The organism is Marinobacter sp. DS40M6 (assembly GCF_028581595.1).
In the GTDB taxonomy this organism is placed as follows: Bacteria; Pseudomonadota; Gammaproteobacteria; order Pseudomonadales; family Oleiphilaceae; genus Marinobacter; species Marinobacter salarius.
The window spans coordinates 117,493-130,644 of sequence record NZ_JAFCAE010000007.1 but is presented as its reverse complement, the minus strand read 5'-3'; the positions used below and the strand labels follow the sequence as shown (position 1 = coordinate 130,644).

Sequence of the window (13,152 nt, the reverse complement as noted above, 5' to 3'; positions counted from 1 at the left end):
AAATACATCTTAAGACCCCAACGGATTTGTTTATCTACCGCAAAAAGGAGGACACATATGGCACGCCCACAAGACCTGTTTCCGACACGCCTCGAACGCAAACTGGGCATGTTTGAGCGACTGGATCCTGTGGTACACACCCCTTCGGAGCGCCTGTCGGACGGCCCACTGTCCGCCAAACAGGTGCAAGAGTTCGATGAGAGGGGGTTTCTGTTTTTTGATTCCTTCTTCTCCAAGGACGAGATGGACGGGTTTATCAAAGAGCTTAAAGACTACGAGGACGATGACGACCTCAAGTTGTCTGAGGGCACCATCCTTGAGCCCGGAAAGGAGGAGATTCGATCCATCTTCGGCATTCATGACATTTCGGAACGCTTTGACCGGCTGACCCGTGATGCTCACCTGCTCAACATCGTGCGTCAGTTGCTGGACAGCGAGGTCTACATTCACCAGTCGCGAATCAACTACAAGCCCGGTTTCAAAGGCAAGGGGTTCAACTGGCATTCCGATTTCGAAACCTGGCACAGCGAGGATGGCATGCCGCGCATGCGCAGCCTCAGTTGTTCCATCGTGATGACCGACAACAACGAGTTCAACGGCCCGTTGATGCTGATTCCGGGTTCCCAGAAGTATTTTATCCCCTGCGTCGGTCGCACGCCGGAGGACAACTACAAGGAATCCCTCAAGAGCCAGGATCTCGGGGTGCCGGACGCCGCCAGTCTGACCCGGTTGATGGACGAGAACGCCATTGAGGCACCGAAGGGCCCACCGGGGTCGTTGATCATCTTCGAGTGCAACACGCTGCATGGTTCCAACGTGAATATGTCGTGCTGGCCGCGAAGCAACCTGTTTTTCGTTTACAACAGCGTTCACAATACTCTGGAAGAGCCTTATTGTGGCAATAAACCACGGCCTGAATTTCTGGCCAACCGGAAGAATCTGGAACCATTGAAGCCGGTCAGTAACCCCTAACGGCCTTGGCGGACAAACGGCAGGCGAGCAACCATGAAAATCGGCGAAATCTCGAAAACCACAGGCATTCCGGTAGAAACCATTCGCTACTACGAAAAAATCGGGCTGGTGCCGGCACCCGACCGCCTGGCCAGTGGCTATCGCCAATACCGGCAAAGCCACCTTGATCGCCTGCTGTTCATCAAACGTTGCCGTAACCTGGATATGGCACAGGACGAAATCCGGGAGCTCATACGCCTGGCCGACCAGCCGGACTCTGATTGCAGTGAGGTGGATGCCCTTCTGGCTCGGCACCTCAGCCATGTACGCGAGCGTTTGCAGGAGCTTGAAAGCCTGGAAGATACCCTTGAACAACTGCAGCATGCCTGCTCCGAAGGCCGTACAGTCAGCGAGTGCGGCATCCTCGGCGGACTGACTTCGGAGCCGGCCCATGAAGCGTCCTCCGGCAACCACAACCATATTCCCGGCACTCACGGCTCTCGCTGAACACCATTTTCGCGACGGGGTTTGACTCTGTAGTAGCTACAGGGTTTTTAATGAATACAGTCTCACATAAGGAGGTATTCATGGCCTGCAGTAGCTGCTCCGCCCCCAACCCAAAATCCCCCGCTCCAGGCTTTCGAAAGGCATTGTGGATTGCGCTTTGGGTCAACCTTGCAATGTTTCTGGTGGAAGGCATCGCAAGCCTTCAATCCGGGTCGGTGTCGTTGATGGCCGATGCCATCGACTTCTTTGGCGACAGCGCCAACTACGTGCTGTCCCTGACCGTACTTTCCATGGGTATGCTTTGGCGCGGCCGGGCCGCCCTGGTGAAAGGTATTACGATGGCCGTTTTCGGTGTCATCGTACTCGCCCGGGCCATCTGGGTACTTCAGAGCGGCATCACACCGGAGCCGCTGACCATGGGGGTCGTGGGCCTTATGGCACTGGTGGCAAACGTCGTTGTGGCACTGATACTGTTCCGCTACCGGGATGGCGATTCAGACATGCGCTCGGTGTGGCTGTGCAGTCGCAACGATGCTATCGGCAATGTCGCTGTCATGGTGGCCGCCCTGGGGGTATTTGGTACTGGCACCGCGTGGCCTGACCTGGCCGTGGCAACCATCATGGGCGGCTTGGCTATTACCGCGGGTGTCAGCGTAGTGCGTCATGCCCGGAAGGATATTGAAGGCGCCAAACAGGCGTCAGTCAGTTCCGCCAGCCCGGAAGTCCGATAACTCGTACTGGAACTCGTCGTCGGCAATCATCTCGTGACCGTCGTAATCAATGCGGCGAGGGAAGCCATAACGGGCGTCGTACACCACCTCAAGCCTGTGTGGATCTTTCGCCGCGGATTGCTCGATAAACAGGAAAAGCCCCGCAACGGTGAGCCTCTGGTTGTCCAGCAGGTTCCGGTTCTGTAGAGGTTGCTCGAGGCCTTCTGCCTTCACAACCTCACCTGCTGATACCGTCACGCGTATTGGCTGACGCATGTCCTCTGGACAAAAGCAGGTTTGCTGCACGGTCACCTGGTAACGCTCGGTTGCATGGCTGTCCCACACGGCCTCAGCGTGCTCAAGAGTCTCCGGTGCCGGCACGGGGGCATTGTCCGCACCGGCCTGGGACACTGAGCTCCCGCAACCGGCCAGGGCGAAGCCGATCAGTAAAAGCGAAAGCCGCTGCGGGATCATTCTACCCGGCCCTGGCGACGAAGGCCCGCCGCGAATACCGCGACCACAAGCCACCACCAGGAAACGGAACCACCGCCGCCTCCCCCAGAACTTGAACCAGAACCGGAAGTTTCCGGAGTGCCTGATGTCGGTTCAGCGTCGTCCGGATCTCCCGTCGTCCCAGACTCATTGTCGGTAACCGCAATTTCCGTCAGTATCGAATCGTTTATCGGCCGGATATCCTTAACGTCACCGCTGTTGCTGGCCAGACTCACATTCTGCAGCAAACTGAAAGTCGGGCGATCGCCGGCAACCGCGTGAACGCTGAGCTGAAGCCCCGTTCTAGCCTGTATTTCACCACAGTCATAGGCATCGGTGCCCAGCAAGGTACAGGCTGCGCCACCTACACTGACGCCCAGCAAGCGCCCCTCCTGATCACCGATAGCCCCTGCAACGACAAGGCCGTCTGCTGGCTCGGCAGCCCGGCGATACGCAATGTCGAAATGCGCCTGAAACGCCGACTGAGCCTGAACCTCACTCGGGTTTCCGGAGACGGCGGTGAGCCCCGCATCCGCCGGGAAGTTAAAACATTGTTCGACCGAATTTAGCTGGGAAATCCTGTTGGTGATGGCATCGTCGGAGCACTGGGAGAACTGCGTGGCCGAGGACACCACATAAGGGCTCATGATATTTACGCCTTCATCGCACCCGTTATCTGGCGAGTCATGGCTTGCCCCCAGGTTATGGCCAATCTCGTGGGCGATCACAACCGCAGTGGTTGCGTTAGAGTTATAAGCATTGGTAATACCGGAGGCATAGCCTTGCGAGTAACACACCGTACCAACCCACGCCAGGCCTGCCGTGGCGCCATCGAATTCACGACCGCTGATCAGGTGAAATATCGAACGTTCGCTTTTCAGGAACGGTAAACTGCGGCTGTCGCGACGGGCAGTTACGTCGTCCAGCAGGGTTCCCGCATCCGTGGTGCTGTCGAACGTCCCCGGCCCGGTGAACGTCAGCGATAAGGTATCAAACACAATGCCGAACTGATCAGCGTAGAAGCCTTCCACCATATTCAGTATGGCTCCTGCACGGCCCTGGAAGTCGCCCGGGAAGCGATCCTGGAACTGCTGGTCAAACGCCAGCTCAAGTTCCAGCATCAGGCAGGCGCCGTCTACCTTGTTTGCGCAGAGTGTGTCGTAACTGGCGGAGACCGCCTGCGCCATGGCACGACCGGTCAAGCTTTGCGGAGTGATGAATGTTCGGCCATGGAGATGATCAAGACCGCACTGCGGCGCCTCCAACTGGCTGGTACTAAAACTGGTCACCCGACTGGCACGATGGGCATCGCCGATGGCATGCATACGCCCGAAAACGTACGCCAAGCCTTCCCAGCCGCTGTCCAGGCGGGAAACCCTCACCCAACTGTCCGGGTCTTCCGGGAAGTGCCCTTTATAGTGAGTGCCGGCAAGGTCGGAATCCCGGGCGTTGTCCACCCGCAAGTTCTCCTCCAGCACCGCTGCGTAATCATGACCCTCAATCCAGATGTCACGAACCATGCTGGTTTCCGCAGCCACAGGGGTTGCAGCAAGGAGCATGAGGGTGATTATGGCCGCAACAACCTGTATAAACTTGAACTGCATTGAACATCCCTGTTTTATTGTTTAAAGGGGGTGCACAAAATCTAATCACTTCGCAAGCAGGGCACCAGGCGTTTTGCGTAACGCCGTGTATTTATGACACACACACGATCACCACAACTGTTCCCTTACTGGCCGCGATTCACGGTACTGGCAGCGCTTCTGGCGGCTGCATTCCTGTGGCCGGCAAGCGCTCTGGAATGGTCTCGTGAGGGTATTCCTGGCGGCGAGTACTGGCGGCTGCTCACCGGCCACTGGACCCACCTGGGTCTGAACCACCTGCTACTCAACCTGGCGGGGCTACTGGTAACCGGCCTGTTGTTCACAAGGCATCCCCCCCTGCCGAGCTGGATAAGCTACCTGATTCTCTCCCCTCTCGCCATCTCTTCAGGCCTGTTTCTGGCGGCGCCCGAGGTTGACTGGTATCGGGGGTTTTCAGGCTGTCTTCATGGGCTTCTGGTGTTTACGGCCTTGTTCAATATCAAAACGGATACCCGCTGGAGCATCACCATACTGGCATTCATTCTGCTGAAGATGGCAACGGAGGTGTTTCTATACCCGGCGGTTGGCGAAAACCCATTGATTGGGGGCCATGTCATCGTCCAATCCCACTGGCTTGGCGCGCTCACCGGCCTGATAGCGGGCTTGTTCACCTTACGCACCGCTCCCCGGGTTACGGCATAACCAGGGCCACCATCACCGGAATAAACGCCAGGGCAAACAAGGTGCTCAGCAAGGCGGTGCCGGCGGCCTGTTTTGGCGCGGTGTCCAGCAGCGTGGCTATGACCACCGTATTGGCGGCAATGGGCGTTATGGAAATCAGGAAAATCGCCTGGTAGACGGCCAGGTTATAGATACCAAAGAAACGGGCATCCAGCCACCAGAGCACGATGGCCGCCAGCGGCCAGGACACGAACTTGCCGAAGAACGCCAGGCCGGTAAAACGCGGGTTGCCCGCCAGCCCGCGGAAACTGAGAATCCCCATGCCAATAATCATCATGCCGAGGACACTGTAGGCCCCACGAAGATTGTCGAAAAGCGGCGTGAAAACATCCGGGATGGAAAATCCGTTCAGGTTCAGCACAACCGCCAACATAAAGGCGTAGACTGAAGGCAGCCGCGCCACCCTCACGAGGGAATCCTTGAGGCTGTATCGTCCCCGGGCGGCCAGATAGAAGCCCACGGAATTCTCGAACAGCGTCGTACCCAGCATGCACACGATATAAAGCGCCAGTCCTTCCTGACCAAACAGCAGCAATGCCACCGGTATGCCAAAATAACCGGTATTGCCCGTGCCCACCGACAACGGAATAAGACTGGCACTGCCGTCCGAAATCATTCCGCGGGCAATCCTCATGTGCGCAAAACCAAGCACCGAACACAGCGTAAAAACCAGTAGTGGCAACAGGATCACTTCCGTCGAGAGCGGTGCCGCCATAACGCCGGAAAACACCACAGAGGGCGTTACAATGTAGAGCATGATACCGGCGATGTGTTTGCCGCTGGCCTGAAGATAACGCCCGGCAACCCAACCCAGGGCAACCGTGATATACAGGGGGAGCAGTTTGTAGAACAGTGCGAGGGCCGCGGCCATGCTGACTCCAGTACAGGGCATGAAAGGCACCGAGTTTAACACCAGCAGGAATATTGATTCAGCCGCTAAGACAAACTGGTTTAATTTATTTTGAATGTACCTATCCAGATGCCAAACTCCGACAACCGACTCAGCCAAGGTGCTCCCATGAAACAGGAACCGATTGCCAGCTCATCGCCCCCCTGCATGCTGGCAGAGCGACACCGGGATATTATCTGGCATGAGCCCGCGCCGGAGTCCCATGCGTTACTCAGCGGGCTCAGCCACTGCTTTGGCATTCATCTGAGCAACGACAGCGACAACCCCCAACAGCGCTTCGTCAGTGAACTGGGCGGACTGTTCCAGAAATGCCGGGTAGACGCTGAAACCGATCTGGAGCGACACAACCGCCCCTGGGGTAACGTGTACCTGATCCAGCACGGTGTGCTTCGACTGTTCCGGGAATCACTGGCGGGAAAGGTGGCCATCCACCATTTTTTCACGGAAGGGGATCTGATCTGGCCTGTCTTTGGCAGAAGCCGAACTTCCCGCAACACCCTGTGCCTCACAGCCGTTACCCCCGCAACACTCTGGGTGGCCGATTTTTCCGCGTTCCGGGCAGCAGTCCAGGCACAGGGGGATGGCGCCTGGGAAAAGTTCGCCATTGTGCTGACGGAGGAAGTCGCCGAGCTGACCAGCATGAGGGAATTCCGCAAGCAAACCATGCCGGCCCAGGAGCGTTACCGGCTGTTGCTGGACGAGTATCCCGAGCTGATCAAGCGGGTGCCGGACAACCAGTTGGCGTCGTGGCTGGGTGTGGTGCCCGCAACCTTCTCAAGGCTGAAAAAGGCGTCCGGCAACGGCCGCAGCTCGGGATAATCCATCGAACAGCGTCATTACAGGTTCGAGCTGAACAACACGTCACACTTCGTCTATTGCGTACACCTGTACGCTGAAGTACCGTAGCGGCATGACAGAACCGAACCAGGTACCCATGAAAGCCCGCGAGAACCCCGAAGAATCCGTCCATCACCGTATCGAGGAATGGCTGAACAGTGCCACCCACGGCCTCGGCGCCCTTCTTAGCGTGATCGGCACGGTTGCATTGATCGTCGCGGCCAGCCAACTGGGTGATGTCTGGAAGATTGTAAGCTTCAGCATTTTTGGCGCGTCCCTGATCATGCTTTACCTGGCATCGGCGCTTTACCATGGCGCTCGCCATCCCCGGATGCGAGCGCTGTTCAAGACCCTGGATCACTGCGCCATCTTCGTGCTGATCGCCGGCACCTACACCCCTTTCCTGCTGGTCAACATGCGCGGCACCAGCGGCTGGACCCTGTTTGCCATCATCTGGTCCCTGGCGGCTACCGGCGTGGTTCTGAAAGTCATCTTCCAGAACCGCTTCAAACTGGCACGTGTAGGTATCTACATTGCCATGGGTTGGCTGATCACCTTCGCCTCATCGGACCTGGTAGCGAGCATCAGCGAGACAGCCCTCTACCTGACCATCGCGGGTGGCGTGGTCTATACAGCCGGCGTCGGCTTCTACCTCGCGGACCGCATTCCCTACATGCATGCGGTATGGCACCTGTTCGTCATCGGCGGCAGCGCCCTGCACTTCAGCGCAATCTACTACGGCGTCCTGCCCCATACCCTGTGACAGCGTGACCGTGCCATAACGGCCAGACGAGCCGGATTTTGGTTATACTGTATAACCTCACCATGTCGGGAGCCGAGCGATGGCAAAGTGGCTGGTCAAGACCGAACCGTCAGAATGCAGCATTGATGACTTTGAGAACGCGAAGGATCAGACCATCCCATGGGACGGAGTGCGCAACTATCAGGCGCGAAATTTCCTGCGGGAAATGGCCGAGGGGGACGACGTGTTTGTTTACCACTCCAGCTGCAAACACATTGGGGTGGCGGGGATTGTCCGCGTCGTGACTTCCGCCTATCCGGACCCGACCCAGTTCCGGGAAGATTCGCCCTACTACGACCCCAAAAGCACACCGGAAAAACCGCGCTGGCAGGCCGTGGATATGGCCTTTGAGAAAAAACTGCCACGACTGATCCCACTGGATGAAATCAAGTCCCTGCCAGGGCTTGAGGGTCTGGCATTGATCAGGCGTGGCAACCGCCTGTCGGTGATGCCCGTTACTGAAGAGCAGTGGCGGATCATACTCGCCAACGCCTGAGCAAAGTTCCCGCTACCCAATCCGCCCTACTCCCTTTAGAATTCAGGCTCCGCGATCGTTATGGAGTTGCTGTTTTCCCATGTCTGCCCAACCAAGCCCTACAACCGGATTCGAACAACTGCGCCGCATAGAGTCCAGCCGGATCTTCCAGAGCGTGGTTATCGGCATTATCATCCTGTCGGCGCTCACCATTGGCGCAAAGACCTATGAGCTTCCGCCACTGGTGGAGGCTTCCCTTAGCGTGATGGACAACGCCATCACCTTGTTTTTTCTGATAGAAATCCTGTTCCGTTTTGCTGCCTGCCCCAACAAGAAACGCTTTCTGATGGACGGCTGGAACCTGTTCGACACACTGGTCGTGGTTGGCAGCCTTATTCCACTGGACAACTCCGACGCCGTGCTGCTTGGCCGATTGTTGCGAGTGTTCCGGGTGTTGCGCCTGGTCTCTGTGGTGCCAGAGCTGCGCTTCCTGATCAACTCTCTTCTGAAAGCCATCCCGCGCATGGGCTACATCGCCCTGTTGATGTTTATCATTTTCTACATTTATGCGGCCATGGGCTCAATGTTCTTTGCCGACGTGGACGAGACACTTTGGGGCGATGTTGCCATAGCCATGCTTACTCTGTTCCGGGTGGCAACCTTCGAGGACTGGACGGATGTAATGTATGCCACGATGGAATCCTACCCGCTCAGTTGGCTCTACTACCTGACGTTCATATTCCTGACGGCGTTCGTATTCCTCAACATGATGATCGGGGCTATCCTGGAAGTCATGAGTGAGGAACAGAATGCGGAGCAGGCCCAGAAAGCCCACGATGAACGGGACGAGATCGCACGCCAGTTAAAGGCGGTTCAGCAACAGTTGCAGGAACTGACGAAGCAGGTATCCGAGAAATCCGGGGGGCGCTGACCTCCGGAGTCGTTGGCCAGGGTGGCGTCGCCATGGCGAAGTGAAAAATCGTCACAGAAAATTTGTGCCCGACTGCAAACTGCAACCAATGGTCAATAGCCTTAGCGGTAATACCAGCTAAAGTATAAGAAACCATTTTGTAACAGGAACACTGGCATTATGACCCCTGATCACTTTACCAAGGCCGATCTGGAAGCCTGCGGACAAGGCACGCTCTTCCCCGGCAAGATGCGACTGCCCATCAATGAAATGCTGATGATGGACCGCGTTACCCATTTCAGCGAAACCGACGGGCTCTATGGCAAAGGCAGCATCGTTGCGGAGCTGGACATCAACCCGGACCTCTGGTTCTTCAAGGTTCATTTTGTGGACGATCCGGTCATGCCCGGCTGTCTGGGCTTGGACGCCATGTGGCAGTTGGTGGGCTTTTTCCTGGCAGCCACCGGAGGTGAAGGCAAGGGGCGCGCGCTTGGAAGCGGTGAGGTGAAGTTTTCCGGCCAGGTGCTACCCACGAACAAACTCGTGCGTTATCACCTCGACATCAAACGGGTCATCCGCCGCAAGCTCACCATGGCCATTGCCGATGCCCGTATGGAAGTGGATGGCCGGGAAATATACACCGCCAAAGACCTGAAGGTCGGCATGTTCAATTCTACGGATGACTTCTAGGAGCCATTAAATGCGTCGTGTTGTTATTACAGGCATGGGAATCGTCTCCAGCCTCGGAACCAATCAAGACGAAGTAACCCGGTCCCTGCGGGATTCAATTCCTGGCATTGGCTTTAGCCAGGAAGCCAAGGACAACGGTCTGCGCAGCCATGTATGCGGACAGATTGACCTGAATCTGCCGGAACTGATCGACCGCAAACTGATGCGCTTCATGTGCCCGGCCTCCGGCTACACCTACCTGGCGATGAAAGAAGCCATTGAACAAGCCGGGCTGACAGAAGAGCATATCCGCGCCAACTCTACCGGCGTCATTACCGGCGCTGGCGGTGCATCAACGGTGGAGCTGATGGACGCCATCGACACCCACCGTGAGAAAGGCATCCGCCGGGTAGGACCTTATCGTGTGCCCCGCACCATGGGCAGCGCTATCAACGCCTCTCTTGCCACGGCATTTGGCATTACCGGCATCAACTACGGCATCACCTCAGCCTGCGCCACCAGCGCCCATTCCATTGGCCATGCCGCCGATATGATTGCCCTGGGCCGCCAGGACGTGATGTTTGCCGGTGGCGGTGAAGACATCCACTGGACGTTGAGCCTGATGTTCGACGCCATGGGTGCGCTCTCCACCAAATACAACGACACCCCCGGAAAAGCCTCCCGCACCTACGATCGGGATCGGGACGGTTTCGTCATCTCTGGCGGCGGCGGCATCCTGGTACTGGAAGCCCTGGAGCATGCGGAAGCTCGCGGAGCCAACATCCTGGCCGAGTTGGTGGGCTTCGGCGCAACCTCTGACGGCGCCGATATGGTGGCGCCCAGCGGTGAAGGCGCCATTCGCTGCATGCAGCAGGCGATGAAAAACATCGATGGCGAGATCAGCTACATCAACACCCACGGCACCAGCACGCCAGCGGGGGATGTCACCGAACTCAAAGCCCTGAAGGAAACCTTTGGCGACAAGATACCGCCACTGAGCTCAACCAAGCCACTTTGCGGCCATGCTCTGGGCGCAGCCGGTGTGCACGAGGCCATATACAGCCTGATCATGCAGCGGGGGAACTTTATTGCTCCGTCAGCCAATATCGAGAACCTGGACGAGGGCGCCGAAGGCTACCCCATCGTGCGGGAACGGCAGGACAACGTGGATCTGCCCCTGGTGATGAGCAACAGCTTTGGCTTCGGCGGCACCAATGGCACGCTGATCTTCAAGAAAGCCTGACCACCCGGCAGCAAGCCGCCGGGGCACGCACAAATTTGCGGCCCCGGCGTTTTCAATATTCCTTAAGCAACCCGCGAGCGGTAGGCTCCTGGCGATTTACCCATCCAGCGTTTGAACGCACGGCTGAAAGCACTGAGTTCGGAGAACCCGAGCTGTTCAGCGATTTCCACCAGGGGCTTACTGCGATCCTTCAGGTAGGCCAGCGCCCGTTCACGCCGGATGTCCTCAAGCAACGCAGCAAAGGTCAGATTTTCTTCTTTCAATCTTTTATGGAGCGTGTGCCGGCTCATGTGCAGTTGAGAGGCAACAGCCTCCACCCCTACCCGACCTCGCTCCAGATGCCCGGCAATCAACGAAGTCACTCGCGCACTGAACGGTGCCATAGCCGCGCGGGGCTTCATCGGTTCTGAGTGCATGTCACGGTCTCCTGATCATTCCCTGCAGGCACGCTTTACCTGCGCTGGTCAGCGTACACATGTTAGCCGAAAATAACCATATTGGGCTTTAGTCGCAGACAGGAAGACACACTCCGCCTAATAGCACAAAGAGCCGGGCTATCGACCCGATTACCGCACCCTTAGTGCCACAAGGGTCGATTAAGGTATAATCACGACACGCGCAATTTAATACCTGACTATTTTACTCTGGTATTGTATACTCACTCACCAGAAGAAACGGATATTGCCCTTGATTTTCAACAGGGCCGCACCCAATCCGTCATCCAAAAACCGATTGCAGGGCGCACCCAGATCTGGGGCGATCACTGCGACGCATGAATTTATGACATCCGCCCGGCAGCCCTGAACACGAGACTACCGGCGACACCAGGGGCTGCAAGGCCCGAGATGAGAGAATACGGAGCGACGATCATGGCGACCACCGATAAAGAGGTGAACGAGCTGATCAAACGGGAATACGAACACGGTTTCGTAACAGACATCGAAGCCGACACGTTCGAGCCCGGCCTGAACGAAGACGTCATTGCCCGCCTTTCCGCCATTAAGAAAGAGCCGGAATGGATGCTGGAATGGCGCCTGAAGGCCTACCGTCGCTGGCTGGAAATGGACGAGCCGGACTGGGCACACGTGGGTTACCCGAAAATCGACTACAACTCGATTTCCTATTACTCCGCGCCCAAGCGCAAGGAAGACATGCCCCAGAGCCTCGACGAAGTCGACCCTGAGCTGCTCAAGACCTACGAGAAACTGGGCATTCCCCTGCACGAGCGTGAAAAGCTCGCTGGCGTGGCTGTTGACGCCGTATTCGACTCCGTTTCGGTGGCGACCACCTTCAAGGAGCCGCTGGCCAAGGCTGGCGTAATCTTCTGCTCCATTTCGGAGGCCATTCAGGACTACCCGGAACTGGTGAAAAAGTATCTGGGCTCTGTGGTTCCTGCAGGCGACAACTTTTTCGCGGGCCTGAACTCCGCCGTGTTTTCAGATGGCACATTCGTGTACGTACCCAAGGGTGTTCGTTGCCCCATGGAACTGTCCACTTACTTCCGCATTAACGCGGCCAACACCGGTCAGTTTGAGCGCACCCTGATCATCGCCGAGGACAGCAGCTACGTCAGTTATCTGGAAGGCTGCACCGCGCCGATGCGCGACGAAAACCAGCTTCACGCTGCCGTTGTTGAACTGGTGGCCCTGGACGATGCACAGATCAAATATTCCACGGTGCAGAACTGGTACCCGGGCGATGAGAATGGCAAAGGCGGCATCTTCAACTTCGTCACCAAACGTGGCGCCGCTATTGGCAAGAACTCAAAGATCTCCTGGACTCAGGTCGAAACCGGTTCTGCGGTGACCTGGAAGTACCCGAGTTGCGTGCTGCGTGGTGACAACAGCGTGGGCGAATTCTACTCGGTGGCACTGACCAACAATTACCAGCAGGCGGATACCGGTACCAAGATGATCCATCTGGGCAAAAACACGTCCAGCACCATCATTTCCAAGGGCATTTCCGCCGGCAAGAGCTCCAACGCCTATCGCGGGCTGGTGAAGTTCGGCCCGGGTGCGGAAGGTGCACGTAACTATACCCAGTGTGATTCGCTGCTGATCGGCGACCGCTGTGGCGCCCACACCTTCCCGTACATCGAGAGCAAGAACAAGTCGGCCATCGTTGAGCACGAGGCAACCACCTCCAAGGTCAGCGACGAGCAGATGTTCCTCTGCCGCCAGCGTGGCATCGACCCGGAGCAGGCGGTTTCCATGATTGTGAACGGCTTCTGTAAAGAGGTGTTCAAGGAGCTGCCGATGGAGTTTGCCGTGGAAGCTGGCAAGTTGCTTGAAGTCAGCCTTGAAGGGTCCGTTGGTTAAGCCC

At 57.2% G+C, this 13,152-nt stretch carries 15 protein-coding genes; 11 read left to right on the top strand and 4 right to left on the bottom strand.

Annotated features, from left to right (window positions below; translation table 11 throughout):
- Positions 1-57 precede the first annotated feature (57 nt).
- The 3 genes from thpD (at position 58) to JJO78_RS17390 (ending at position 2,189) form a co-directional block, all read left to right on the top strand.
- The gene (gene thpD / locus JJO78_RS17400) at positions 58-972 is read left to right on the top strand and encodes an ectoine hydroxylase (RefSeq protein WP_273624248.1); all 915 of its coding nucleotides are present in this window, start codon (positions 58-60) and stop codon (positions 970-972) included.
- Between the two features lie 33 nt (positions 973-1,005).
- A complete protein-coding gene (gene cadR / locus JJO78_RS17395; RefSeq protein WP_085679212.1) occupies positions 1,006-1,458 on the top strand; it encodes a Cd(II)/Pb(II)-responsive transcriptional regulator in 453 nt (150 codons plus the stop codon).
- Positions 1,459-1,538: 80 nt separating this feature from the next.
- Entirely contained in the window at positions 1,539-2,189 is a 651-nt protein-coding gene (locus JJO78_RS17390) for a cation transporter (RefSeq protein WP_041334016.1), read from the top strand.
- Here the strand turns inward: JJO78_RS17390 and JJO78_RS17385 are convergent.
- Complete coding sequence (locus JJO78_RS17385; protein ID WP_151982994.1) at positions 2,157-2,642, bottom strand: DUF6174 domain-containing protein; 486 nt, start codon at positions 2,640-2,642, stop codon at positions 2,157-2,159. The two genes, JJO78_RS17390 and JJO78_RS17385, sit on opposite strands and share 33 nt — an antisense overlap.
- Positions 2,639-4,264, bottom strand: coding sequence for a M12 family metallo-peptidase (locus JJO78_RS17380; RefSeq protein ID WP_273624246.1), 1,626 nt, complete (start codon positions 4,262-4,264; stop codon positions 2,639-2,641). Before JJO78_RS17380 ends, JJO78_RS17385 begins: the two co-directional genes overlap by 4 nt.
- A 93-nt stretch (positions 4,265-4,357) precedes the next feature.
- On the opposite strand from JJO78_RS17380, the gene rrtA reads away from it, so the two are divergent.
- A complete protein-coding gene (gene rrtA, locus JJO78_RS17375; RefSeq protein ID WP_085679207.1) occupies positions 4,358-4,945 on the top strand; it encodes a rhombosortase in 588 nt (195 codons plus the stop codon).
- Here the strand turns inward: rrtA and JJO78_RS17370 are convergent.
- Complete coding sequence (locus tag JJO78_RS17370) at positions 4,935-5,855, bottom strand: AEC family transporter (RefSeq protein WP_041334011.1); 921 nt, start codon at positions 5,853-5,855, stop codon at positions 4,935-4,937. The genes rrtA and JJO78_RS17370 overlap by 11 nt on opposite strands.
- Positions 5,856-6,002: 147 nt before the next feature.
- Here JJO78_RS17370 and JJO78_RS17365 point away from each other — a divergent pair, with 147 nt between their 5' ends.
- The 6 genes from JJO78_RS17365 to fabB all read left to right on the top strand — a co-directional run bounded on the left by JJO78_RS17365 (position 6,003) and on the right by fabB (position 10,830).
- Positions 6,003-6,713: a Crp/Fnr family transcriptional regulator gene (locus JJO78_RS17365; RefSeq protein WP_085679204.1), complete on the top strand. Its 711-nt coding sequence runs from the start codon at positions 6,003-6,005 to the stop codon at positions 6,711-6,713.
- A gap of 91 nt (positions 6,714-6,804) precedes the next feature.
- Positions 6,805-7,494 (top strand): PAQR family membrane homeostasis protein TrhA, encoded by a 690-nt coding sequence (gene trhA / locus JJO78_RS17360; protein WP_085679201.1) that lies wholly within the window; start codon positions 6,805-6,807, stop codon positions 7,492-7,494.
- 79 nt (positions 7,495-7,573) lie between these two features.
- Positions 7,574-8,029 carry an EVE domain-containing protein gene (locus JJO78_RS17355; protein ID WP_228210148.1) on the top strand — a complete coding sequence of 152 codons (456 nt, stop codon included), beginning with the start codon at positions 7,574-7,576 and terminating at the stop codon, positions 8,027-8,029.
- A 79-nt stretch (positions 8,030-8,108) separates the two neighbouring features.
- Complete coding sequence (locus tag JJO78_RS17350) at positions 8,109-8,939, top strand: ion transporter (RefSeq protein ID WP_085679195.1); 831 nt, start codon at positions 8,109-8,111, stop codon at positions 8,937-8,939.
- A 159-nt stretch (positions 8,940-9,098) separates the two neighbouring features.
- Positions 9,099-9,608, top strand: a complete 510-nt coding sequence (fabA, locus tag JJO78_RS17345) for a bifunctional 3-hydroxydecanoyl-ACP dehydratase/trans-2-decenoyl-ACP isomerase (RefSeq protein ID WP_007153372.1) — start codon at positions 9,099-9,101, stop codon at positions 9,606-9,608.
- A gap of 10 nt (positions 9,609-9,618) precedes the next feature.
- Entirely contained in the window at positions 9,619-10,830 is a 1,212-nt protein-coding gene (gene fabB, locus JJO78_RS17340; RefSeq protein WP_085679192.1) for a beta-ketoacyl-ACP synthase I, read from the top strand.
- A 62-nt stretch (positions 10,831-10,892) separates the two neighbouring features.
- Here the strand turns inward: fabB and JJO78_RS17335 are convergent, their stop codons facing one another.
- Entirely contained in the window at positions 10,893-11,246 is a 354-nt protein-coding gene (locus tag JJO78_RS17335) for a helix-turn-helix transcriptional regulator (protein WP_041334002.1), read from the bottom strand.
- Between the two features lie 453 nt (positions 11,247-11,699).
- On the opposite strand from JJO78_RS17335, the gene sufB reads away from it, so the two are divergent.
- Positions 11,700-13,148, top strand: a complete 1,449-nt coding sequence (sufB, locus tag JJO78_RS17330; protein ID WP_075194399.1) for a Fe-S cluster assembly protein SufB — start codon at positions 11,700-11,702, stop codon at positions 13,146-13,148.
- The last annotated feature ends 4 nt before the right edge of the window (positions 13,149-13,152 follow it).

Bases quoted from the DNA above. Each gene is read 5' to 3' on its own strand.
- thpD (WP_273624248.1), top strand. From the start codon at position 58: ATGGCACGCCCACAAGACCTGTTTCCGACACGCCTCGAACGCAAACTG.
- cadR (WP_085679212.1), top strand. From the start codon at position 1,006: ATGAAAATCGGCGAAATCTCGAAAACCACAGGCATTCCGGTAGAAACC.
- JJO78_RS17390 (WP_041334016.1), top strand. From the start codon at position 1,539: ATGGCCTGCAGTAGCTGCTCCGCCCCCAACCCAAAATCCCCCGCTCCA.
- JJO78_RS17385 (WP_151982994.1), bottom strand. From the start codon at position 2,642: ATGATCCCGCAGCGGCTTTCGCTTTTACTGATCGGCTTCGCCCTGGCC.
- JJO78_RS17380 (WP_273624246.1), bottom strand. From the start codon at position 4,264: ATGCAGTTCAAGTTTATACAGGTTGTTGCGGCCATAATCACCCTCATG.
- rrtA (WP_085679207.1), top strand. From the start codon at position 4,358: ATGACACACACACGATCACCACAACTGTTCCCTTACTGGCCGCGATTC.
- JJO78_RS17370 (WP_041334011.1), bottom strand. From the start codon at position 5,855: ATGGCCGCGGCCCTCGCACTGTTCTACAAACTGCTCCCCCTGTATATC.
- JJO78_RS17365 (WP_085679204.1), top strand. From the start codon at position 6,003: ATGAAACAGGAACCGATTGCCAGCTCATCGCCCCCCTGCATGCTGGCA.
- trhA (WP_085679201.1), top strand. From the start codon at position 6,805: ATGACAGAACCGAACCAGGTACCCATGAAAGCCCGCGAGAACCCCGAA.
- JJO78_RS17355 (WP_228210148.1), top strand. From the start codon at position 7,574: ATGGCAAAGTGGCTGGTCAAGACCGAACCGTCAGAATGCAGCATTGAT.
- JJO78_RS17350 (WP_085679195.1), top strand. From the start codon at position 8,109: ATGTCTGCCCAACCAAGCCCTACAACCGGATTCGAACAACTGCGCCGC.
- fabA (WP_007153372.1), top strand. From the start codon at position 9,099: ATGACCCCTGATCACTTTACCAAGGCCGATCTGGAAGCCTGCGGACAA.
- fabB (WP_085679192.1), top strand. From the start codon at position 9,619: ATGCGTCGTGTTGTTATTACAGGCATGGGAATCGTCTCCAGCCTCGGA.
- JJO78_RS17335 (WP_041334002.1), bottom strand. From the start codon at position 11,246: ATGCACTCAGAACCGATGAAGCCCCGCGCGGCTATGGCACCGTTCAGT.
- sufB (WP_075194399.1), top strand. From the start codon at position 11,700: ATGGCGACCACCGATAAAGAGGTGAACGAGCTGATCAAACGGGAATAC.